Genomic DNA, 20,608 nt, shown 5'->3' with positions numbered 1-20,608 from the left:
GATAGGCCCGGATGTCCGTTTATGTCACCGTGTGCTGGGGGTGCGTCAGCACCAGCGCGGCGCGGGCCCGATGTTGGAGATGTAGTGCGCGGCGCCCCATGCCCAGGTGCCGTTGGTGAGCAGGTACCAGCGGTTGTTGTTGCTCACGTAGTCGCCGGTCGTCTTGCAGTAGATGGAGACGACCCTGCCGTACGGCACGCTGCGGACCACGCGGCTGCCCCGGGTGGGGGCGGTGCGAAGGAGCAGCCCGCTCTTGGCGGTGACGCGGCCCTTGTAGATGCGCGGGTTGGCGTTGGCGCTGGCGTTGGCGCTGGCGCTGGCGTTGTCGGCCGCGGTGGCGGCGGGGGCGGTGAGGGTCAGGGCGGCGAGCGCGCTGCCGGCGACGAGTATGCCGAGCCGGGTGCCGGTCGCGGTGGGCCGAAGGGACATCGGGGTCTCCTCTGGGAGGCGGATGCGATGCGACGTCGATGCCCTGAGGCCTTGAAGGTCGTGAAACTCGGGGCATAGGCCGCAATTCACATTAAAATCGGCACGCTGTGCGCGCAAAAGGTCACACGGCGTCAGGCGCCCCTGAACGTGCCCTCAAGCCGCCCCGTCGGCGTCTCCGGCATCGCTCTGAGCCGACTCGTCGTACGGCAGCGTCAGCGTCGCGACCGCCCCGCCGTCCGCCGCGTTCTCGAACGTGAGCCGCCCGCCGAGGACCGCCGTCTGGCCGAGCGCGATCGTCAGACCGAGCCCGTGCCCCCGGGACGTGCCCTCCGTACGGAACCGCTGCGGCCCGTGTTCCACCAGGTAGTCCGGGTATCCGTCGCCGTGGTCGCGCACCGAGACCACCGGCCCGTCGACGGTGAGGACGACGGGCCGCCGCCCGTGCTTGTCCGCGTTGGCGATGAGATTCCCGAGCACCCGCTCAAGGCGCCGCCGGTCGGTCACCACACAGACGTCGCGTACGACGACCAGTTCGGCACCGACTCCCGAACCCCGCGCCGCGCGCTCGGCCAGTGGGGCGAGACGGTGGTCGTCCAGGTCGACGCGCTCGCTCTTCGCGTCGAGCCGGGAGATCTCCAGAAGGTCCTCGGTGAGGGTGCGAAGGGCGGCGACCCGGTCGCGCACCAGCTCCGTGGGACGCCCCGGCGGCAACAGCTCGGCCGCCGCGTGCAGACCGGTCAGCGGCGTACGCAGCTCGTGCGCCACGTCCGCGGTGAACCGCTGCTCGCTCTGGAGCTTGCCCTGCAACGAGGACGCCATCGTGTCGAGGGCGCCGGAGACCGCCGCCACCTCGTCCTGGCGGCGGTCGGGCTCGCGGGTGCGCGGGTCGTTCACGCGGGCGTCGAGGTCGCCCGTGCTGATCCGGCGCGCCACCCTCGCCGTCTGGTGCAGGCGCCGCGTCACACGCGTCACCGCGAACGCCCCGACCAGGAGCGTCGCCCCGATCGCGAGCGCCGACGAGCCGAGGATGGCCCGGTCGAGTCCGTCGATGGTGCGGGCGCCCTGGGAGTAGTCGACCTGGACGGCGATGGCGCGCCGGTCCGTGGTGGGCCCGGCGGCCCACATCGTCGGCCGGGACTCCTGGGTGTCGACCATCGTCCCGCGCTCCCCGCCCACCGCGAGATGCCGCAGCCGTACGGGAAGGCCCGCCGGGTCGACCCCCGCGTCGGGGCCGAGGTCGTCGCCCGCCTCGTACGCCTCGGTGGCGTCGTCGAGCCGGGTGAGGGCGTGGTTACGGGCCTGGCCCACGGTCTGGTTGGTCACCGAGACATGGACGAGCGCGCCGAGCAGCGCGGCGAGCGCGCAGCACATGACGGTGATGAAGACCGCGGCCTTCCAGGTCAGCGTCGCCGTCCAGGCGGGGGGCCGGAGCCCGCGCGGCAGCCGGTGGCTCATCGGCTCTCGCTCGGGGAGGGGGCGGGACGGACGCTGCCCGCGGGCTCGGGCTTGCGGGACGGCTTGCCCGACGGAGCGTCCGGGGAACGCACGATCTCGTCGGTCGTCGGCAGCATGGTCTTCTGGTGGGAGTCCCAGGACCAGACCGTGCGGTACTCGTATCCCTGCATGCCGGACACGGCGCGGACTATCACCTCGTGCCCGGCCAGCTCGACGCCGAGCACCGCGTCCCCCATCTCCATGATCTGCGTGAGTTGCCCCTTCTCCAGGGCGTAGGCGCGGATGTCGAGGTTCTCGGCGTGCCCCTTCGCCAGCCGGATGCCGACGATCAGGTCGTCCTTGCCGTCGCCGGTGAGATCGCGGTAGTAGGAGTTGAGCACCGGGCACTCGTCGTCGCCGGTGTGGCCGCTGTCGCACGCGTCCAGCTGCCGGGCGGTCTCCTTGTAGACCGCGTCCGAACGGCTGTACATCCCCGGATTCTTGGCGAAATCGGCCTTGGCGACGGTGACCGGATCCACCTTGCGCAGGTGCCCGCCCGGTACGTCCACGCCCTTGACCGGCACGCTCTCCATCGTGCCGTAGTCCTCGGCGGGCGCTGATGGAGGCGGCAGCTTCGGCCACAGGCGCGTGGGCGCCTCCGCGGTGGGCGTCGATCCCGCGCTGCGCAGCTCACCCGGGTCGCCGCAGCCACCGGCCAGCAGGACCCCGGACACGACGAGGCCCGCGGCGAGCGCTGTACGGCTGCGGTGCACTGCACTCCTGCCTGCCGGCGGAGCGCCCCAGGGGCTGCTCGGCTACGGCGCGAGGTCGGCGTAGAGAATGATGTTGTCGGTGCGGTGGCCGTCCTTGATCGGGCCACCGCAGGTCAGCAGGCGCAGCTCGGGTCGATCGGCCGCCCCGTACACCTTATGGGTGGGAAAGTTCTTTTTGTCCACCTGTTCGATCTCGCGCACCTTGAACGTCGCGGTACTCCCGTCCGCCCTCGGCACCTCGATCTTGTCCCCCATTCTCACCTTTGCCACGTTCTTCATCAGCGCGGGCCCCTCAGCGGTGTCGTAGTGCGCGACCAGGACCGCCGTCCCCTTCTCGCCCGGGGTGACGCCGCCGGTCCACCAGCCCGGCTCGTTCGCCTTGTCCGCGGGCGGCACGTCGAGCGCGCCGTCCGCGCCCAGACCGAGGTCGAGCATCGACGTGGCGTCGACACCGGCAGCGGGTATCCGCAGGCCTGTGGGCCGGGACTTCTCCAGCGGGGCGTGGGGGTCGGCGGCGGGCGCGGCGGCGGCGTTGTCGACCTTGACGTCGGGCGCGGGGTCGCCGGAACCCTGGCCGCAGGCGATCAGGCCGACGCCGAGGGCGGCGGTCAGAGCGGCGGCGGCTGCGATGCGGGTGGGGTGGCGGCGCTTGGTGGGGGTGCTCACGGGGGCTCCTGAGTGTGGCCCTTGCGGTGCCGTGCTGCGGGGGAGGACGGGGTGGGGGAAAGGGGGGGGAGAGGGGGGCTCAGGCGTCTGTGCGGCCGCGGCGCAGCATCGAGTACCCGAGACCGGCCGCACCGGCCGCCGCCATGGCGCCACCGGCGGCGATGAACACGGGGTCGCCGCCGTTGAACCCTTCAGTGCCCGCCTTGACGCTTCCCTTGGGCGCGACCTGGGTGACGGGCGCGACGGGCGCGAGGTTCTTCGTGCCCTGCGTGCCCTGCGTGTCCCGCGTGTCCCGCGTGCCGTTCGTGGCTTCGCCGTGCACCGGTGAGTCCGGGGCGGCGGCCACGGCGGAGACGGCCGGCATGAGGAGCGCGCTTGCGGCGACGGCGGTCAGGGCGGCGGTGCGGAGTGTGGCGGTGCGCAGGATGGCGCGGCGGCGACGGATGCTCACGGGCGGTCCTAACGGCTGACGGTCAGCAGCTGACGGCCAGTGGTCGGCGCGTCGGCGGCTGGTCGCCACGGGGGAGCGGCGAAAGGGGCACCTCTGAAGCTAGATGTGCGTCATTGCGGCGATTCGTCGACTATGTAACAGCGGGCCATAACTGTGGAGGCGGTGCCGTTACGGATGGCTCAACTTCCGTCCGCGCTTCCGTCCGCACCGCACAGCTTCTTGCCCCAGGCATGTCCTTGCTGCTCCCATGGGCGGTGGGGTGATGGTGCATGAGCGGATTGCGCGTCATACCGGCCTGGCGGCACGGGCAGGAGCGGCTGTACGTCTGCCTCGCGGACGGCAGGAGCCTCGCGTGGTACGAGAGGCAGTCGTCCCGCGTGAATCTGCTGAGCGAGGAGCACAGGGATGCGGTCCTGCGGGTCCTCGCCCCCTTCCTTACCGGTGGCTACTCCGTCGGCCCGCCGCCCGTCCCCACCCCCGCAGAGCTGGCCCGCCTCGCCCTCCACCCGGACGACGACCTGGCCCCGAACCGCCCCGGCGAGGCCGTCCTGATCGCCCTGGACCGTGACCCGGCCCCCGCCCGCCGATTACGCGCCGATCCGAGGCAGCGGGCGCTCGTCGCCGAGCAGGCCATCGGTGATGTGCTCGACGGCCTCGAAGGCGCGGGCTGGCACACGCTGCACTCGGTGCCGCTGCCGGGCGGCGCCCGTATCCACCACCTCCTGATCGGCCCGGGCGGTCTGTTCAGCGTGCACACGCTCGCCGCCCGCAAGCAGCGGGTCCGCGTCGCCGATCCGATGGTGACGGTCGGCCGCGCGGACCCGCGTCCACTCGTGAGGGAGATCCGCGCCGACGCGGACCGGGCGTCCTTCGCGCTGACGGCCGAGATCCGTCCGGTCCTCGCACTCTCCGGGTCGACGGACCTCGACGTCACAGGGCCGCCGCGTGACGTGCGGATCGTGCGCGACGTGGAGGTGGCGGCCATCGCGAGCGTCGGCGGCGTACTGAAACCGGCCGATGTCGAGGCGCTGCACGCGATGGCGCGCGACCGGCGTACGTGGCTGAGGGTCTAGTCCTTCCCCGTGTTCGCCTCCGGGGCGTCAGAGGTTGTCGCCCCAGCCGCCCTGGATCATGGTCTGGAACGCCCAGGCCCCGCCCCGCTTCAGCAGGATGTCGGCGTACCGCAGCTGCTGCGTCTCGCCGTTCGCGGTCATCACCGAGTCGGTGAAGACCACGGCCATGGCGGGGGAGAGGAAGACGGGCGTGCGCGTGGACTCGAAGGTGATGTCCGCGCTCCCGTCGCCCATCACGTGCGTCATGGTCGCGACGAACTGCTCGCGGTCCCACTGCGCGGAGCGCCCGTCGCCCATGGAGTCGTCGCTGACCAGGTTGAGCGGGAAGACGGCCAGGTCGGCCATGCGCTCCACATCGCGCTTCGCGCTGTGTGCGTCGTACTCGGCGAACCAGGCGGCCAGGCTCGCGCGGTCCTCGTCGGTCGGGACGTATCCGGTCTCGGGCAGAACGGTCATGCACACTCCTGATCAAGTTTGACTACTTCGCTACGCGAGGAAAGGTATGCCCGATCCCCTTACTAGTCAAACTTGATTACGGAAGCGAACGACCACGGCGGTCGCGTGCCGGGTCGTGTTCTGCCGCACCTCCACCGTCACGGGCGGCTCCGTCGGCAGGGCGGCATAGGTGACCTCGCCGATCCCGATGGCGATCGCGGTCCCTTCGCCCTTCGCCTCGGGCAGCGCGGCGACGGCCGCCGTCCGTAGCGCGGGGGTGAGCGGGGACGACACCACGGGAGTGCCGTCCCCGGGCAGGACGAGCACGAGCGCCTGCGGGCGCCCCCTGCTCCCGGTGAACCCGACCACGACAGCGTCCCGGGTGTCGCTGTGCCGCAGCTTCAGCCACGCGCGCGCCGCACCCCGGTAGGCCCCGTCGAGCCGCTTGACCACAAGACCTTCGATGCCGGTGGCGGGCAGGGTCTCGTACCAGGTCAGGGCCGTTTCGCGGTCGGTCGTCATCGGTACGGCCTGCAGCGGTGGGCCGAGTGGTTCGAGGATGCGTACGAGGCGGGCGCGCCGTTCCTCGTAGGGCAGGGCGCGGCAGTCCTCGCCCTGCTCGGCGAGCAGATCGAAGGCGGCGTACGAAGCGGGGAGCGTGCGCGCGAGGCGTGTGGCGTGCGAGCGGGTGGCGGCGGCACGTTGCTGGACGGCGCCGAAGTCGATGCGGCCGTCGGCCCAGACGACCACCTCGCCGTCGAGCACGGTCCCGGCGGGCAGCTGCTTCGCGGCCTCGGCGAGATCGGGGAACGCGGTGGTGACGAGACGGCCCGAGCGGGCCTGTAGCCGCACGCGGTGGCCGTCGGCGAAGACGACCAGGCGGTGGCCGTCGAATTTGGGCTCGTAGGCCCAGCCGCCGCCCTGCGGCAGCGCGGTGACGGAGTCTGCGAGGGCGACCCGGAGGGGCGGGGTGATCATGAAACGGCCGTGCGGGGGAGGGGCCTGGCCCGGTCCGGGTCGGTGAGCGGGCCCAGGAGATCCCCGTACTCCTTGAGGCGGGGAGCGATGTCGCCGGCCAGGAAGACGAGGTCCGCCGGGGTGCCGCACGCCTCGACCTCCTCCCAGGTCACGGGGGTCGAGACGGTGGGTTCCTGGCGGGCGCGGAGGGTGTAGGGAGTGGCGGTCGTCTTCGCGGCGGCGTTCTGGCTGAAGTCGACGAAGACCTTGCCGGGGCGCAGGCTGCGCGTCATGCGGTGGACGACGAGGTCGGGCAGCTCGGCCTCGGCCTCCTTGGCGAGGCCTTTCGCGTACGCGGTGACCTGCTCGGAGGGCGTCGGCTCCAGGGGGCAGAGCAGATGCAGGCCCTTGGAACCCGAGGTCTTTGCGTAGACGTGCAGGCCGTCGGCCTGGAGGCGCTCGCGCAGCCAGAGGCCCGCACGGCAGCACTCGACGATGGTGGCTGGGGCGCCGGGGTCCAGGTCCAGGACGAGCCGGTCGGCCATAGCGGGGGCGTCGGCCTGCCACTGGGGTGTGTGGAACTCGGTCACGAGGTTGGCGGCCCACATCAGGCCGGCGAGATCGTTCACGACGACTTGCCGGGCGTTTCCGTCCGAGCGTGAGCGCGGTACTTCGGCGGTGTGCACCCAGGTGGGGGTGCCGGGCGGCACGTTCTTGGCGAAGAAGTGCTGGCCGTCCGGCCCGTCGGGGAAGCGCAGGAAGGAGAGGGGCCGATTGCGGAGATGGGTGAGAAGGGGTCCGGCCGTACTGGCGTAGTAGTGCAGCATCTCGCCCTTGGTGAAGCCGGACGCGGTGTACAGAACCTTGTCGAGGTTGCTGAGGGCCAGCCGCCGCCCCTCCACGTCGGTGATCGGCGTCATACGATGAGAATCCCACGAATGGTGACGAACCACCCGAATATCGACGCTCGGCTGCTGCTGAGAGGTGCCTGACGTGCGATCCATATGGAACGGTGCGATCTCCTTCGGCTTGGTCAGCATCCCGATCAAGCTCGTGAACGCCACCGAGAACCACTCGGTCTCCTTCCGGCAGATCCATACGGAGGACGGGGGCCGGATCCGCTATCGCAAGGTGTGCGAGCTGGAGGAGCGGGAGGTGACGTCCGCCGAGATCGGCAAGGGGTACGAGGACGTGGACGGCTCGATCATCCCGATCACGGACGAGGACCTGGCGGCCCTGCCGATTCCGACGGCCAAGACGATCGAGATCGTCGCCTTCGTGCCGGCGGACCGGATCGATCCGATGCAGATGGACACGGCGTACTACTTGTCGGCCAACGGGGTGCCCGCGACAAAGCCGTACACGCTGCTGCGGGAGGCGCTGAAGCGGAGCGAGAAGGTGGCGGTGGCCAAGTTCGCGCTGCGGGGGCGGGAGCGTCTTGGAATGCTGCGGGTGGTGGACGACGTGATCGCGATGCACGGGCTGCTGTGGCCGGACGAGATCCGTACGTCGGACGGGGTGGCCCCGGATTCCCGGGTCAAGGTGCGGGACGCGGAGCTGGACCTCGCGGACGCCCTGATGAACACGCTGGGGGAGGTCGAACTGTCCTCCCTCCACGACGACTACCGCACGGCGGTGGAGGAACTCATCACCGCCAAGACCGACGGCACGAGCCCGGCGGAGCCGACCGGGGAGGCCGAAGGGGACGGTGGGGGCAAGGTGATCGACTTGATGGCCGCGCTGGAGAACAGCGTGCGCGCGGCGAAGAAGACGGGGGAGAGGGAGGCGAAGGTGACGCCGCTGAAGCGGACTGCGGCGGCGCCGAAGGATGTGGGGGGCAAGAAGTCGACGGCGAAGAAGTCCTCGGCATCGAAGAAGGCGGAGCCGAAGAAGTCGACGTCGACGGCGACGGCGAAGAAGACGCCGGCGAAGAAGTCCCCGGCGAAGAAGACCCCCGCGAAGAAGCGGGCGTCCTCGGCGTAGGCCGACTCTCGGCCATGTTGCCCCGCACCCATCCACCCACGCTCCCCGCCCACTCCGCCCACCCACGCTGATGACACGCGGCAATCGGGTGGGTGGGAGAGGCCCGTTCGGTACCTGAAATACCCCCGCGTGGAGCCCCCGGGCTCGCCCCCGCGCCCGTACCCGGCGAACCTTGAGAAATGACTCAGGACAAGAAGAACAGCGACAAGGCCGAGGACAACAACTACCGCCCCGTGGTCTTCCGGGACCGCTCCGCGGGCTACGCCTTCCTCACCCGCTCCACAGCGGAGAGCGACCAGACCATCGAGTGGGACGACGGCGAGACGTACCCCCTGGTGGAGGTGGAAATCTCCTCCGAGAGTCACCCCTTCTACACCGGCAGGGCCCGAGTGGTGGACTCCGAGGGCCAGGTGGCCAAGTTCGAACGCCGCTACGGCGATCAGGACCCCCCGGCCACACCGGAGTGACGAGCAGCCCCCCCGCCCGGCCCGCGCCACGCCGCAGAACCCGCAGGAGTGGCAGGAGGACCACGGCGGCCCGACGATGTCCGTACAACGTTGATCACGAACGACGAACGAGCTTGATCACGAGAAGGCGGCGGGCATGACCGACGGCACGATCGATCTCCAGGCGCTGGCGGCAGAGGCGTACATCTACGGCTGCCCGATGGTGCTCAACCTCGACGAAGTCGACCGCTTCTCCCGCAAGGGCATGGGCTCGGTGGCCCCCGCGCCGTTCAACGAGTTCAGCCACGGCACCAGGCTCGCGGGCCCCGACGACCCCGACCCCTCCCCGGACGCCAACCACGACACCGTCTACTCGATCGCTCAGCTTGACCTGTCCGGCGGCGCCCTGCTCCTGACCGTCCCGGACACCGGCGATCGCTACTACGTCCTGCAGTTCGTGGACGCGTGGACCAACAACTTCGCGTACGTGGGCCGCCGCGCCACCGGCACCGGCGCGGCCAGCTACCTCCTCACGCCGCCCGGCTGGGACGAGGAGGTCCCGCTGGGCGCCACCCGCATCGCCGCGCCGACCGAGGTGGCGACGGTCATCGGGCGGTGGGCCTGCACGGGGCAGGACGACGTGGCGGCGGTGCAAGCCCTCCAGGAGGACACACTCCTGGAGCCGTACTGGACGGCCTCCGGCGAGGCACGCGGCCTGCCGACCCACACGTACATCCCCGACGACGAACCGGAACTGCTCTTCTACGAGAAGCTGCGGATCCGGATGGCGGCCTTCCCGCCCGCGCAGGCGGACCTGACGTACCAGCAACGGTTCGCCCGACTGGGCCTGTTGGACGCACAGAGCCCCTACACGCAGCCTGCCCCGGACCTCGCCGAAGCGCTGCGCGCGGGGTTCGCCGCGGGCAAAGAGAAGATCGAGCAGACTTCCACCACCCACGCGGACAGCGCCGAGCAGAACGGCTGGAAGCTCAGCTACCACGCCTTCGACTACAACGCCGACCACTTTGAGGTGGGCACACTGAAGAACCCCCAATGGATCTGCGCCGACAGGGAGTTGGGCCGCATGCTGCGCGCCACGACGGCCCACGCCGCGCTCTGGGGCAAGCACGGCTACGAAGCGGCGTACGCGATGGCGTGGGAGGACGGCGACGGCAGCCCCCTGGAGGGCGAGCAGTCCTACACCCTGCGCTTCGAGAAGCCGCCGCCCGTGGACGCGTTCTGGTCGGTCACGGTCTACGACCTGCCGGACCGGCACCTGGTAGCGAACCCCGCCGACCGCTACTCCGTCGGCGACCGCACCCCGGGCCTGAGCTACGACGACGACGGCTCCCTCACCCTCCGCCTCCAGCCGCAACGCCCCACCGACGACAAGACGGCCGCGAACTGGCTGCCCACCCCCGCCGGACGCTTCCGCCCGGTCCTGCGGATGTACACACCGCGCGCCGCGATCTTCGACGGAACGTACGAACTGCCGCCGATCCGCCGGAGCTAGGGCCTTCCGGTACGGGCCCAGGCCGCTCCCCATTGGGCGAGGTTGCGCCGCTCGAGCCTGCGGTGCGCGCAGACATAGGCGGCGGTGCCGATGAGGGGGACGGCGATGGCTGTCAGGACGACGTAGCCCTTGGTGTGGTCGCGGACCTCGTCCTTGGTCAGGGGCGGGTCGGTGAGTTCTCCTTCGTCGCTGACCCATACGGGGACGGTGTTCCCGGCGGGCAGGGCGGGTTCGACGTCCGCTTCCGCGGTGCGGATGTGTCCGTGGCGGTCGGTGAAGCGGACGGTGGCCGGGTACCGGGCCTTCTGCACCTCTGCCGACCAGGGCTTGGGGTGCCGGGGCGCGTCATGGACGAGGACGGCGTCGGTGCGGTGCCGGGTTTCGGCCTGCTGCCGGGCGGTCTGTTCGGTGTGCCGGCGGGCCGCGTCGCCGACCAGGACGACGGCGGCCGGGGTGGCGATCAGGACGGCGAGGAACAGACCGACGGCGATCCACGCCTGCACGAGGTCGGTAGGGCGGCGCATTGGATTGCGACGCCAGCGCCACGACAGGGTGTGCGGTTTGCGCGGGGGCGGCTGTGCCGGGGGTACGGGGCCGGCCACGGGATCTCTCCTTGAGCGCGTGAGCGCGGGTGATGGGGCGGGGCCTGGTGGCCTAGTAGGTGTACGCGGTGCCTCCGGTGGCGGAGGGATGGGCGCGCGCCGCCCGGAGAAGCTTCGCGGCGCCACGCACCGCGGCGGTATGCGGGGCGGGCACCAACTGGACGGGAGCGTGCAGTTGCCCGGTGAGGCCGTAGCTCAGGTCGGGGAGCAGCGCGCCCCCACCGGCGAGCAGCGCGCCTCGCCGGAGGGCTTCGAGGGTCCGGGACGTGCGGTCCTGTTCGAGCATCGCGGTCACCATCGCGACGACACAGTCGATGATCGGGGCGGGCGGGGACGAGGTCACGTCGTCCACGTCGCTCGTTCCCAGGGTGGTGTGGCGGGCGTCGATCACCGCGCCGTCGGCGAGGAGCGCGACCTCGGTGAGGTGCGCGCCGATGTCCACGACGAGCAGGGGACGGGTCAGATCGGCGTCCGCGGCGGCGGCCACGGCTCGTGCGGTGGGGATGGTCAGGACGGTGCGCGGACGCAGGACCTCGACGGCGACGCGGGCTTCGGCACGGTAGGCGACGCCGCCCAGTACGGGTGCCGTCAGGATGAGCAGAGGTCGGCCGAAGCGGGGCAGGCGGTGGCCGAGCAGCCGGTCGAGCATGCGGGCGGTCCCGGGGGTGTCGACGATGGCACCGCGCCGGATGGGGTACACGGCACCGCCGCCGTGGAAGGTCACCGTGGGAACGTCGAGGATCATCCGGCGTCCGGACGTCCAGGCACGGGTCCGCGTGCTGCCCAGGTCGAGGGCGATGCCGGTCATCGGTCGGCCCCTCGGACCTGCTGGCAGCGGGCGCAGAAGCAGGCCTGCGGCACGATCATCAGGCGCTCGCGGGCGATGGGCCGCCGGCACAGGTGGCAGGCGCCGTAGTCGCCGCTGTCCATGCGCCCCAACGCGGCCTCGACGTCGGCGAGGACCATGCGGGCGGAGGCGGCGAGCTTGACGCGGACCTCGGTCCTCGCGGCGCTGTGCCGGTCGAGGCGCGTGTCCGCGCGGGTCATCGCGGACGCGGAGAGCTGCTGCAGTTGTTCCCGGCGGAACAGGAACTGCTCGTGCAGGTTCTCGCGGAGCGCGGCGAGGTCGTCGGCCGACAGGTCGATGAGCTGATGGTTCATCACTTCACCCCTCGGGCGCGGCGTGCGCCGGTCAGCCGACCTTGCGCTGGCAGGGAACACAGAACTGCGTGTACGGCAGGATCTCCAGGCGCTCGACGGGGATGGGCTTGGAGCAGCCCGGGCAGGTTCCGTAGCTGCCGTCCTTGACGCGGCCGAGCGCGTCCTCGATCTCGATGAGCACCCGCTCGATGGTGTCCTTCTGCGCCGCCATCACCTGCGCCTCATCGGCCTCCTCCACCGCCCGCGCCTCCTGCCTGGCATCGCCGATGGCCTGGAGCTGCGTGAGCCGGGAGGCACGTTCGTGTTCCAGCAGTCGGCGGGCCTCGCGCGGGGTCACACGCTCGGGGCGGGCCTCGACCGGGGGAGTGCGGGTGTCGAGCGACATGGCGGACCCTTCCTTCAACAGGCCTTCAACAGGCCTTCAACGGACCAACAGGCCTTCAACGGATTTCCAACAGGCTTTCGCCCCCACCATCACCGGTACGCCGCGCGAAACCCATCGGGCGCGATACCCATCTCTGACGTCCCCGGGACCCCATTGCGGCGTGGGCGGCCCGAAGTCGGAAAATGGGCATTGGGCCCCATCGACGGACGGAAGGGAAACGGGCAGTCTTGACGGCAAACCGGTCAAGATCACGCGCGTACGAGAACAAGCGAGCGCACGCGCGTACGAGAGCACGCACGCAAGCACGCACGAGAAAGGCGCCACCCGTTGTCCCTGTTCTGGCGGATCTTCGCGCTCAACGCGGTAGTGCTGGGAAGCGCCACCGCGCTGCTGCTGTGGGCGCCGGTGACGGTGTCCGTCCCGGTGGTGCTCACCGAGGCGGTCATCCTCGTGGTCGGCATGGCCGTCATGCTGGTCGCCAACGCGGCCCTGCTCCGGATCGGCCTCGCCCCGCTGGAACGGCTCACCCGCCTGATGACCACCGTCGACCTGCTGCGCCCAGGACACCGCCTGCCGGAAAAGGGCCGCGGCGAGACCGCCGAGCTCATCCGCACCTTCAACGCCATGCTGGAGCGGCTCGAGCAGGAACGGGCCGCCAGCAGCGCCCGCGTCCTCCTCGCGCAGGAATCCGAGCGGCGCCGCATCGCCCAGGAACTCCACGACGAGGTCGGCCAGACCATGACCGCGGTCCTGCTCGCCCTGAAGAGGGCGTCGGACGAGGCGGACGAACCCCTGCGCGGCGAGCTCCAGCAGGCGCAGGAGATCACCCGGGGGAGCCTGGACGAAGTACGCCGCCTGGTGCGCAGGCTGCGCCCCGGCGTACTGGACGACCTCGGTCTGATCAGCGCCCTGACGTCGCTGACCACCGAGTTCGCCACGCATGCCGGACTGCGGGTGGTGCGCCGTTACGACCCGGACCTGCCGCCACTCGACGAGCAGGCGGAACTCGTCCTGTACCGGGTGGCCCAGGAGGCACTGACCAACGCGGCCCGCCACGCCGATGCCGGCAAGGTCGAGCTCAGCCTCTGCCGCACCGACGGCGCGGTCGCGCTGACCGTCGTGGACGACGGCCGCGGGACCGGGGTCGCGCACGAGGGCGCGGGAATCCGCGGGATGCGGGAACGGGCCCTGTTCATCGGGGCGACGCTGGACGTCACGTCGGAGGCGCGGACCGGTACGCGGGTCCGGCTGACGGTCCCGCTCCCGGCCCCCGCCCCTGACCGCATCGCCCCCACCCTCACGCCCGGGAAGCACTGATGAGTACAGCCGCCGACACGTCGAAGTCGAAGCCGCAGTCGAACAAGACCCGCATCCTCCTCGCCGACGACCACGCGCTGGTACGTCGCGGAGTACGGCTGATCCTCGACGGCGAGCGGGACCTCGAGGTCGTCGCCGAGGCGGGCGACGGCGCGGAGGCCGTCGCCCTGGCCCGCACGCACGAGGTCGACCTGGCCGTCCTGGACATCGCGATGCCCCGGATGACCGGCCTGCAGGCCGCACGCGAACTCGCCGCCCTGAAGCCGGGCGTACGCGTCCTGATGCTGACGATGCACGACAACGAGCAGTACTTCTTCCAGGCGCTGAAGGCGGGCGCCAGCGGATACGTACTGAAGTCGGTGGCCGACCGGGACCTGGTGGCCGCCTGCCGAGCGGCGATGCGGGACGAGCCGTTCCTGTACCCGGGAGCGGTCACGGCCCTCATCCGCAACTACCTCGACCGCGTCCACCACGGCGAGGAGCCGCCCGACCAGGTCCTCACGGCGCGCGAGGAGGAGGTGCTCAAGCTCGTGGCGGAGGGCCACTCCTCCAAGGAGATCGCCGAGATGCTCTTCATCAGCATCAAGACGGTCCACAGGCACCGCGCGAACCTGCTGCACAAACTGGGCCTGCGCAACCGCCTGGAGCTCACGCGCTACGCGATCCGAGCGGGCCTCATCGAACCCTGAGGACCCGGACGGGGGTCGGATCCCGCCCGGATCCCGCCGATCAGACGCCGTGGTCGATCAGCCGTTGTAGCCGATCAGCCGTTGTAGGGCGCCGCCACGTCAAGCACCCAGGTCACGCCGAAGCGGTCGGTGAGCATGCCGTACAAGGGCGCCCACTGCGACGCCGCCAGGGGCTGCACCACGGTCGATCCCTCGCCCGCCGCCAGCTTCTGCCACAGGGCACTGATCTCGTCCGTGTCGTCACCGCGCACGGAGACGAAGAACGGGTTGCTGCCCTGGTCCCAGGGGAGTTGGGACGGCACGTCGTAGGCCATGACATGGAAGCCGTTGTCGCCCACGACCTCGCCCCACACCACCCAGTCAGCCTCATCCTCGTTCTGCGTGTTGCCCATGTCCTTGTACGTGACGGCGGTGACGCGCCCGCCGAAGACGGACTGGTAGTAGTCCAGCGCCGCCCGTGCGTCGCCCCGGAAGTTCAGGTGGGTGGTGGTCGTGACGGACATGGCCTACTCCTTGTGTGCGGTCTGGCAGATCGGGATCTTGATCTGAAACGCACCATTCCAGGGGTAGCGGACAGGTTGTGTCCTGTACTTCAGGCAGAGTGGTACGTATGCAGAAGACGTCCTCACGGCTGCTCGCGCTGCTCTCCCTGCTCCAGGCGCATCGCGACTGGTCGGGTGACGACCTGGCCGAGCGGCTCGACATCACCCCGCGCACGGTGCGCCGAGACGTCGACCGCCTACGGGAACTGGGCTACCCGATCCGAGCCTTCAAGGGCCCCTTCGGTGGCTACCGCCTGGACGCAGGATCGCAACTGCCCCCGCTCCTGTTCGACGACGGCCAAGCCGTCGCCCTGGCTCTCGCGCTGCAGTCCGTGGCCACCAACAGCGCGATCGGCGAAGATGCCGTACGGGCCCTGTCCACGGTTCGCCAGGTCATGCCGCCCCGTCTGCGCCAGCGCATAGAAATGCTGCAGGTGACGGCCGTCCACCCACCCGAGCCCGGCAACGCACCTCCGATGGGCACACAGCTCCTCATGGAACTGAGCCGAGTCATCCACGCGCACGAGGAACTGCGCTTCGACTACGGCCACTTGGAAGACGCGCCCCCCACTCCCGCCGAGCACCCCCGCAGGACGCAACCCCACCACCTCATCACCTGGCACGGCCACTGGTACCTGATCGCCTGGGACCTGGACCGTGACGACTGGCGCACCTTCCGCACCGACCGCATACGCCCCCGCACCCCCACGGGCCCGCGCTTCACCCCACGGGACCTCCCCGGCGACGACGTGGCCGCGTTCGTCACCGGCCGATTCCGAGGAACCGACGGCGCCACTGCCGACTGGCCCTGCCGGGGCGAAGTCCTCCTCAACCTCCCGGCGCGGGCCGTGGCCCCCTTCGTGCAGGACGGAATCGTCGAGGAACTCGCCCCCGACCGCTGCCGCCTCACGCTCGGCTCCTGGTCGTGGACCGGCCTCGCCGCAACCATCGGCCGCTTCGACACCGACATCCAAGTCATCGGCCCACCCCAACTGACCAGCGCGTTCGCCGAACTGGCCGAGCGCTACGCCAAGGCTGCGGGCGCGCCACCCCCGACTCGCTAGCCGCCCTCAACTCGGGGCGATATCAGCGATCGTGGAGACCGGAGTGCTGAGGACGCCGTCGAACGCGTCGAGGACAGGGGTGTGCACGTAGACGCTCTGCAGCCGGATGCGGTCGGGGGTGCTGACGTTCTCCGTTCGTGCCCGGCGGAGGTCGGCCATGCCGAGTCCGAGACCGGTGTCGGCGAAGGCCGCTTCGATGCTTCCTGGCTCGGGCGGCCCCAGCGGGGTGTCGGCGACGGTGAATCCGAAAGCAGCCTTCTCGTCGCGGTGCATCTCGGCCGTGTGCCCCGTGGTGCTCGTCAGCCCGAGGGCGAAGTACGCGTCGCCGAGGGCGTTGTGCAGGTGCTGTCCCATCGGGAGCCCCGTGAGGTGACCGTCGAAGGCGATCGGTGTCTTCTGGATGTGGGCGTTGTGGGCCGCGAGCACGACGCGAGCACCGGGTTCGAGGCGGTTCAGGTGCCACAGGAGCGATTCGGCCATGTAGAGGTCGCGGGCCGAGGTGTCGGCGGTGAGGCCGTCCCCGGCGAAGAGGCCTGCCATGGCGCGGAAGGTGTAGTCGCCGTGGCAGGCGCCTTCGACGCGTCGCAGGGCGATGTCGTAGCCGCGCCGGTCTCCGCGGGAGAGGTACAGCGGTTTCAGGGAGCGGAACCGGATGAGCAGGCGTGCCAGGAGTGCGCTGAGGGTGTCCTGTTCGGCGGTGGCCAGGCGGGCCCACGCGGGCGCGGCCACGGCTGCGGAGTCACCGGCGAAGGATTCGGCGATCGTCATCGCGGCCTGGACCGTCGGCAGCGTTTCCGGGTCGACCTGGCGGAGGTAGTCGGCGACCGGGGCCAGGGCGGGGAGCAACGACCCGCCCGCCGCCGGGATGTCGATCCCCGCGAAGCCGACCTGCGGTGTGGCGGTGCGGTTGTGTCCGCGCAGGAAGCGCAGTGGTTCCTGGAGTCCGATGGGGACAGTTCCCGCGAGGTGGGCGGAGAGGTCGTCGTCGGTTCCCTGGCCCTGCGCCCAGGCCTCGAGCGGGAAGCCTTCACTGAAGCCGTACTCGAAGGCCAGGACGGTGAACCCGCAGCGTTCGACCAGGAACCGCAGGATGCGCTGGCGCATCTGGACGAACTCGGCGATGAAGTGGGAGTGCTCCCCGATGGCGACCACACGGACACCGTCGAGGATGTCGCGCAGCGGCTCCAGGTCGTCCAGGGGCGCCGCCGGGTCGAGGTGACCGAGCGGGACGGCATGGCCGCGGAGCCAGTCGGCGAACGGCGTGTGGTCGGTTGCAGCAGGCATGCTGGTGGCTCTTCCGCGAGGGGGAACTGGGGAGGGTGGGGGATTCCTCAACAAGATCAAGTACGGGTCATCAGTGGGTCATCAGTGGGGCATCAGCGGTCGTCCGTGGGTCGTCCGTGGCCGGTCGGTGGCCCGGTCCCTCGTTCTCGCGCGGGTCTCCGAACCAGGCGGTGAGCGCTTCTCGCAGCGTGGGCGCGAGGGCGTCGGAGGGTTCGTCGACAGGGGCGGCCCAGGCGATGTGGGCGTCCGGACGGATCAGGAGTGCGTCGGCCGGCCTGTCGTCGGTGTCGGCGCTGTGTACGTCGACACAGTGTGACCAGCCCGCGGCGATCTCGCGGAGCTCCGGGCGGTCCGCGAGGTCGAGGAACACGGGGCGTGCGGGACGCATGAGCTCCGCGACACTGGTCGTGACCTGGCCGGTGCGCAGGGCGAGGTCGGGTGCGAAGGCACCGGTCAAGGCGTGCTCGTCGCCGTACGGCATCGGGTGGCGGATGTCGGTGCCTGCGACCATGGCTCCCATACGGCGCAGGGGCGCTTCGTCGCCGAGCAGCTCTTGGAAGACCTCGCGGAGCGCTTGCGCGGCCGGGTCGTGTCCGCGTCGCAACGCCACCTGGGCGCGGGTGTGCAGCAGCGTCCGAGTCCCGGCGGCGTGACGTTCGTCGTGGTAGGTCTCAAGGAGGCCGGGCGGCGCCCAGCCGTGGATGTGGGCGGCCAGCTTCCAGGCGAGGTTGACCGTGTCGAGCATGCCCGCGTTGAGCGCGACCCCCGTGGCGGGAAACTGGTGGGCCGCATCGCCCGCCAGCAGGACGCGTCCGTCGCGGTAACGCTCGGCCTGCCGGGCCTGGAACTGGTAACGCGACAGCCGAAGCGGTTTCCCCAGAGGCAGGTCCGCACCGAGGACACGGCGGATGCTGTCCTGGAGCTCGGCCAGGGTCATCGGCGCGTCATCGTCGTACTCGGTCTCCTCGTTCTCGACGGTCGAGATCAGCAACACCTCGGACGTGAGCCAGCCGAACCCGAAGACACCACGGTCGGTCCGCGTGAACCCCGCACGGATCCTGCCGAGGCCGAGGTCGAGACCGGACACGTCGAGACCGGACACGTCGAGATCGTCGTTGTCGCATCGCGTCACCCCCTCGGCCAAGGTGACCTGGCTGAGCCGGTTGACCTCGGGATAGGTGGTCCCCGGAAACGGGATGCCCGCCATGTCGCGCACACGGCTGCGCGCACCGTCGCAGCCGACCAGGTAGCGGGCGGTCACCCGGTACGGTCCGTCCGCGCCGCGTACGTGCGCGGACACGCCCTCGTGGTCCTGGCTCACCCCGATGACCTCGTGACCGCGGCGGACCTCGGCGCCGAGGTCTTCGGCGCGTTCTTCGAGCAGGCGCTCCAGGCGGGGCTGCGGCAGTTGGACCGAGTGCAGCGGCGGATCCGCCAGGTGCGTGAAGTCCAGGTGCACGTCACCGAACGGGAACCGGGGAGCCGGGTGAGGGTCGGTGCTGACCGACTGGAGGTCCGCCAACACGCCCCGATAGCGCAGGAGTTCCAGGATCTGCCCGCCCAGGCCGTTCGCCCGCGGCGTCTCGCGAAGCTGCGATTGTCGCTCAATGACCAGGGGGTGTACGCCGCAGGTGCGCAGTTCTGCGGCCAGCATCAGGCCCGTAGGACCCGCCCCCACAATGATCACGTCAGCATCCATGCGCCCCACCCTCCATAAGGAACGGCACGTGCCGTGCCGTCGCCACGGCAGGAGCGTGCCGGGATCAAGGGCTCCTGTCAAGCACGGCACGTGCCGTGCCGTACCGCTACTGTGGAGGCATGACCAATGTCCGCCGTCGTGGCTCCGACCTGACCGAAGCCATCATGCGCACCACGATGGAGCTGGGACAGGAGATCGGCTACGCCAAGCTCAGCATCGAGGCGGTCGCCGCCCGTGCCGGCGCGGGGAAGCACACCATCTACCGCCGATGGCCCTCGAAGGGGGCCCTGCTGCTCGACTCCCTGATGTCGCTCAATGGGCCGACCCTGGACTATCCCGACACGGGCGACGTCATGGCCGACCTGCGCCAGCAGATCTACGCGGCTGTCGACCTCCTGGCCCGGGGACCGTTCAGCCCCCTCTTCCAGGCTCTGATCGGCGAGGCCCAGCACGACCCCAAGGTCGCGGCCGCGCTCAACGAGCGCTTCATCGCCCCGCAGGCGGCCAAGACCGTCGCACGCCTGAAGTCGGCCCAGGAGCAGGGCCAGCTGTCGCCCGCATTCGACCTGAACCTGGCGATGGCGATCCTGTCCGGCCCGCTGTACTTCCAGTTCCTGATCACACAGGAACCACTGAGCCATGAGTACGTCGACGGGATGCTCGAAGCCCTCTTCGCGGGGATGGGGCCACGCCCGTGAAAGGCGGCGCTTCGTAGCGGCCCTTCACTGCGGAGGGCCGCACACGTCCGCACATACGCGAAGACCCCGTTCTCAGCGTTTCCGCTGATGACGGGGTCCTCGGACACCTCATACAAGGTGCCCCCGGCAGGATTCGAACCTGCGCACCCGGCTCCGGAGGCCGATGCTCTATCCCCTGAGCTACGGGGGCGTGTCGGCGCTGCTTTCGCGGCGACGTGTTGAACCCTACCAGCTCCGAACGGCTCTCCAGGAACAGGTATTTCCGCACCTCGGTGACTGTCGCCCGACCCGGTCCTGACCCACGTCTGATCCATCGCCCGCTTCCCCGCAAGGTGCGGAAGTAGGGAAAACCCGGACGCGGCGGCGGGCGCGGACCTACTCTCGAGTTGTGTCAGGCGTGTCCGGCCGCGTGCTTGTTGTGGACGACAACAAGGTCATCCGGCAACTGATCAGGGTCAACCTCGAGCTGGAGGGCTTCGAGGTCGTGACCGCGGCTGATGGTGCCGAGTGCCTGGACGTGGTGAACCAGGTCAGACCCGATGTCGTCACCCTCGACGTCGTGATGCCCCGCCTCGACGGGCTGCGTACCGCCGCCCGGCTGCGCTCCGATCCGCGGACCCGGAACCTGCCCATCGTCATTGTCAGTGCCTGCACTCAGTACGAGGTCGAGAGCGGGCTCGAAGTAGGCGTGGACGCGTTTCTCGCCAAACCCTTCGAACCTTCCGAACTGCTCGGGATAGTACGGCAGTTGATGGAAAACGGGGGTGGTGGTGGCGGGGGCGGGCGTGGCGCCCTCGGCAATGAGCGCGGGGCCGCCGGAGAAGCTGAGCGCGCCGGTCGACCCGGAGGTTGATCCGGCGGTCGATCCGGAGCTCGATCCCGCCGTTGCCGCAGCAGTCGGCAGCCACCGGTCCGGTTGCCCCCGTTCCCTCGCCCCATGACCGCGTGCCCCCCTCCCCGTCCACATCCCGGACCATCCGGGAAACCAGGTCGCGTGCCCACCCCCC

The 20,608-nt window shown here is 70.5% G+C and carries 24 protein-coding genes and 1 tRNA gene; 9 read left to right on the top strand and 16 right to left on the bottom strand.

Annotated features, from left to right (window positions below; genetic code table 11):
* Positions 1 to 45: 45 nt before the first annotated feature.
* The 5 genes from ACWFRJ_RS18800 to ACWFRJ_RS18780 all read right to left on the bottom strand — a co-directional run bounded on the left by ACWFRJ_RS18800 (position 46) and on the right by ACWFRJ_RS18780 (position 3,753).
* Complete coding sequence (locus ACWFRJ_RS18800) at positions 46 to 429, bottom strand: SH3 domain-containing protein (protein WP_453531545.1); 384 nt, start codon at positions 427 to 429, stop codon at positions 46 to 48.
* A gap of 153 nt (positions 430 to 582) precedes the next feature.
* The gene (locus ACWFRJ_RS18795; protein ID WP_453531542.1) at positions 583 to 1,884 is read right to left on the bottom strand and encodes an ATP-binding protein; all 1,302 of its coding nucleotides are present in this window, start codon (positions 1,882 to 1,884) and stop codon (positions 583 to 585) included.
* The gene (locus ACWFRJ_RS18790) at positions 1,881 to 2,636 is read right to left on the bottom strand and encodes a hypothetical protein (protein WP_453531539.1); all 756 of its coding nucleotides are present in this window, start codon (positions 2,634 to 2,636) and stop codon (positions 1,881 to 1,883) included. Before ACWFRJ_RS18790 ends, ACWFRJ_RS18795 begins: the two co-directional genes overlap by 4 nt.
* Before the next feature lie 42 nt (positions 2,637 to 2,678).
* On the bottom strand, positions 2,679 to 3,302 hold the full coding sequence (locus ACWFRJ_RS18785; protein WP_453531536.1) for a class F sortase: 624 nt from the start codon (positions 3,300 to 3,302) through the stop codon (positions 2,679 to 2,681).
* Between the two features lie 79 nt (positions 3,303 to 3,381).
* Positions 3,382 to 3,753: a hypothetical protein gene (locus ACWFRJ_RS18780; RefSeq protein ID WP_453531533.1), complete on the bottom strand. Its 372-nt coding sequence runs from the start codon at positions 3,751 to 3,753 to the stop codon at positions 3,382 to 3,384.
* A gap of 269 nt (positions 3,754 to 4,022) precedes the next feature.
* Here ACWFRJ_RS18780 and ACWFRJ_RS18775 point away from each other — a divergent pair, with 269 nt between their 5' ends.
* A complete protein-coding gene (locus ACWFRJ_RS18775) occupies positions 4,023 to 4,826 on the top strand; it encodes a nuclease-related domain-containing protein (RefSeq protein ID WP_453531531.1) in 804 nt (267 codons plus the stop codon).
* 27 nt (positions 4,827 to 4,853) lie between these two features.
* Here the strand turns inward: ACWFRJ_RS18775 and ACWFRJ_RS18770 are convergent, their stop codons facing one another.
* From ACWFRJ_RS18770 to ligD, 3 genes are all read right to left on the bottom strand, one after another.
* Complete coding sequence (locus tag ACWFRJ_RS18770; protein ID WP_453531528.1) at positions 4,854 to 5,282, bottom strand: nuclear transport factor 2 family protein; 429 nt, start codon at positions 5,280 to 5,282, stop codon at positions 4,854 to 4,856.
* 66 nt (positions 5,283 to 5,348) lie between these two features.
* On the bottom strand, positions 5,349 to 6,239 hold the full coding sequence (locus ACWFRJ_RS18765) for an ATP-dependent DNA ligase (RefSeq protein WP_453531525.1): 891 nt from the start codon (positions 6,237 to 6,239) through the stop codon (positions 5,349 to 5,351).
* Positions 6,236 to 7,138, bottom strand: a complete 903-nt coding sequence (gene ligD, locus ACWFRJ_RS18760) for a non-homologous end-joining DNA ligase (RefSeq protein ID WP_453531522.1) — start codon at positions 7,136 to 7,138, stop codon at positions 6,236 to 6,238. Before ligD ends, ACWFRJ_RS18765 begins: the two co-directional genes overlap by 4 nt.
* Before the next feature lie 73 nt (positions 7,139 to 7,211).
* Between ligD and ku the strand changes: the two genes are divergently transcribed.
* From ku to ACWFRJ_RS18745, 3 genes are all read left to right on the top strand, one after another.
* Positions 7,212 to 8,201, top strand: coding sequence for a non-homologous end joining protein Ku (gene ku / locus ACWFRJ_RS18755; protein ID WP_453531519.1), 990 nt, complete (start codon positions 7,212 to 7,214; stop codon positions 8,199 to 8,201).
* A 179-nt stretch (positions 8,202 to 8,380) separates the two neighbouring features.
* Positions 8,381 to 8,668 (top strand): type B 50S ribosomal protein L31, encoded by a 288-nt coding sequence (locus tag ACWFRJ_RS18750; RefSeq protein WP_453531516.1) that lies wholly within the window; start codon positions 8,381 to 8,383, stop codon positions 8,666 to 8,668.
* Between the two features lie 136 nt (positions 8,669 to 8,804).
* Positions 8,805 to 10,160, top strand: coding sequence for a DUF1254 domain-containing protein (locus ACWFRJ_RS18745; RefSeq protein ID WP_453531513.1), 1,356 nt, complete (start codon positions 8,805 to 8,807; stop codon positions 10,158 to 10,160).
* Here the strand turns inward: ACWFRJ_RS18745 and ACWFRJ_RS18740 are convergent.
* From ACWFRJ_RS18740 to ACWFRJ_RS18725, 4 genes are read right to left on the bottom strand one after another with little or no spacing between them, the layout of a single operon-like run.
* Positions 10,157 to 10,762 carry an Rv1733c family protein gene (locus ACWFRJ_RS18740; RefSeq protein ID WP_453531510.1) on the bottom strand — a complete coding sequence of 202 codons (606 nt, stop codon included), beginning with the start codon at positions 10,760 to 10,762 and terminating at the stop codon, positions 10,157 to 10,159. The two genes, ACWFRJ_RS18745 and ACWFRJ_RS18740, sit on opposite strands and share 4 nt — an antisense overlap.
* 52 nt (positions 10,763 to 10,814) lie before the next feature.
* Entirely contained in the window at positions 10,815 to 11,570 is a 756-nt protein-coding gene (locus ACWFRJ_RS18735) for a rod shape-determining protein (RefSeq protein ID WP_453531507.1), read from the bottom strand.
* Complete coding sequence (locus ACWFRJ_RS18730; protein WP_453531504.1) at positions 11,567 to 11,923, bottom strand: TraR/DksA family transcriptional regulator; 357 nt, start codon at positions 11,921 to 11,923, stop codon at positions 11,567 to 11,569. Before ACWFRJ_RS18730 ends, ACWFRJ_RS18735 begins: the two co-directional genes overlap by 4 nt.
* Before the next feature lie 31 nt (positions 11,924 to 11,954).
* Positions 11,955 to 12,308, bottom strand: a complete 354-nt coding sequence (locus ACWFRJ_RS18725) for a TraR/DksA family transcriptional regulator (RefSeq protein WP_453531501.1) — start codon at positions 12,306 to 12,308, stop codon at positions 11,955 to 11,957.
* A gap of 327 nt (positions 12,309 to 12,635) precedes the next feature.
* Between ACWFRJ_RS18725 and ACWFRJ_RS18720 the strand changes: the two genes are divergently transcribed.
* Both ACWFRJ_RS18720 and ACWFRJ_RS18715 read left to right on the top strand, forming a co-directional pair.
* Positions 12,636 to 13,625 carry a HAMP domain-containing sensor histidine kinase gene (locus ACWFRJ_RS18720; RefSeq protein WP_453531498.1) on the top strand — a complete coding sequence of 330 codons (990 nt, stop codon included), beginning with the start codon at positions 12,636 to 12,638 and terminating at the stop codon, positions 13,623 to 13,625.
* Positions 13,625 to 14,314, top strand: a complete 690-nt coding sequence (locus tag ACWFRJ_RS18715) for a response regulator (protein WP_453531495.1) — start codon at positions 13,625 to 13,627, stop codon at positions 14,312 to 14,314. Before ACWFRJ_RS18720 ends, ACWFRJ_RS18715 begins: the two co-directional genes overlap by 1 nt.
* A gap of 74 nt (positions 14,315 to 14,388) precedes the next feature.
* Here the strand turns inward: ACWFRJ_RS18715 and ACWFRJ_RS18710 are convergent, their stop codons facing one another.
* Positions 14,389 to 14,817 (bottom strand): VOC family protein, encoded by a 429-nt coding sequence (locus ACWFRJ_RS18710; RefSeq protein ID WP_453531492.1) that lies wholly within the window; start codon positions 14,815 to 14,817, stop codon positions 14,389 to 14,391.
* 107 nt (positions 14,818 to 14,924) lie between these two features.
* Between ACWFRJ_RS18710 and ACWFRJ_RS18705 the strand changes: the two genes are divergently transcribed.
* Positions 14,925 to 15,920 (top strand): helix-turn-helix transcriptional regulator, encoded by a 996-nt coding sequence (locus ACWFRJ_RS18705; RefSeq protein ID WP_453531489.1) that lies wholly within the window; start codon positions 14,925 to 14,927, stop codon positions 15,918 to 15,920.
* A 6-nt stretch (positions 15,921 to 15,926) separates the two neighbouring features.
* Here the strand turns inward: ACWFRJ_RS18705 and ACWFRJ_RS18700 are convergent, their stop codons facing one another.
* Entirely contained in the window at positions 15,927 to 17,204 is a 1,278-nt protein-coding gene (locus ACWFRJ_RS18700; RefSeq protein WP_453531486.1) for an erythromycin esterase family protein, read from the bottom strand.
* Positions 17,205 to 17,274: 70 nt separating this feature from the next.
* On the bottom strand, positions 17,275 to 18,903 hold the full coding sequence (locus tag ACWFRJ_RS18695) for an FAD-dependent monooxygenase (protein WP_453531483.1): 1,629 nt from the start codon (positions 18,901 to 18,903) through the stop codon (positions 17,275 to 17,277).
* A 119-nt stretch (positions 18,904 to 19,022) separates the two neighbouring features.
* Between ACWFRJ_RS18695 and ACWFRJ_RS18690 the strand changes: the two genes are divergently transcribed.
* Entirely contained in the window at positions 19,023 to 19,601 is a 579-nt protein-coding gene (locus tag ACWFRJ_RS18690) for a TetR/AcrR family transcriptional regulator (RefSeq protein WP_453531480.1), read from the top strand.
* A gap of 118 nt (positions 19,602 to 19,719) precedes the next feature.
* Here the strand turns inward: ACWFRJ_RS18690 and ACWFRJ_RS18685 are convergent.
* Positions 19,720 to 19,791 (bottom strand) — tRNA-Arg (locus tag ACWFRJ_RS18685).
* Between the two features lie 198 nt (positions 19,792 to 19,989).
* Between ACWFRJ_RS18685 and ACWFRJ_RS18680 the strand changes: the two genes are divergently transcribed.
* Entirely contained in the window at positions 19,990 to 20,454 is a 465-nt protein-coding gene (locus ACWFRJ_RS18680; RefSeq protein ID WP_453531477.1) for a response regulator, read from the top strand.
* The last annotated feature ends 154 nt before the right edge of the window (positions 20,455 to 20,608 follow it).

The organism is Streptomyces sp. NPDC055239 (genome assembly GCF_053606205.1).
Note: the sequence above shows the minus strand (reverse complement) of the source record. Positions and strands in the feature narration are given on the sequence as shown.